This is a genomic window from Vibrio sp. 1288, assembly GCF_033344475.1.
Map to the genome: position 1 here is coordinate 1 of NZ_JAWPOX010001196.1, position 505 is coordinate 505.

Below are 505 nucleotides of genomic sequence, written 5' to 3' on the forward strand. Positions count from 1 at the left end.
CATTGTTCCTGACTAAGCGCAAGATTCGGCTACGCACATAACAAAGCGTTTAAGACAGATTCGCAACGCTGGGCATTTTCGGTTTGCTTTGAATTTAGTGTTTACGGCACAATGGTTTAGGTTGGGTGGCATGTTGCTCACTACTTAACGCGGCGTTAGCAGTCAAGGATGAGTATGAAACCAAATTATCAAGTTCATGAAGACATGTATGTTGAAGCTCGCCAAACTGGCTGGGAAGGTTGGGGTGGCAATGAGCGAATGTCTAAAGCAGTTTTAGTGGATCGTTTTCTAGAGCTATGTGAACGACCCAAGCAAGGTAAACTCCTCGAATTAGGGTGCGGTGAAGGGCATCATTGCCGAGCTTTCCAGAAGTTGGGTTTTGCGGTAACAGGTATAGATATCTCGCCAACCGCAATTGCATGGGCAAAGGAAAAAGCTAGAGCAACAGCAATTGAGGGGGATTATTATACAGCTGACCTAACAGTAGAGTCTCTTGAACTTCCAG

1 protein-coding gene is annotated in these 505 nt (G+C 45.5%); it reads left to right on the forward strand.

The genetic code is table 11. The features are described 5' to 3' along the window. Window positions 1-168 precede the first annotated feature (168 nt). The coding region (locus R8O11_RS31650) for a class I SAM-dependent methyltransferase (protein WP_318195441.1) at window positions 169-505 on the forward strand (337 nt) is incomplete at its 3' end.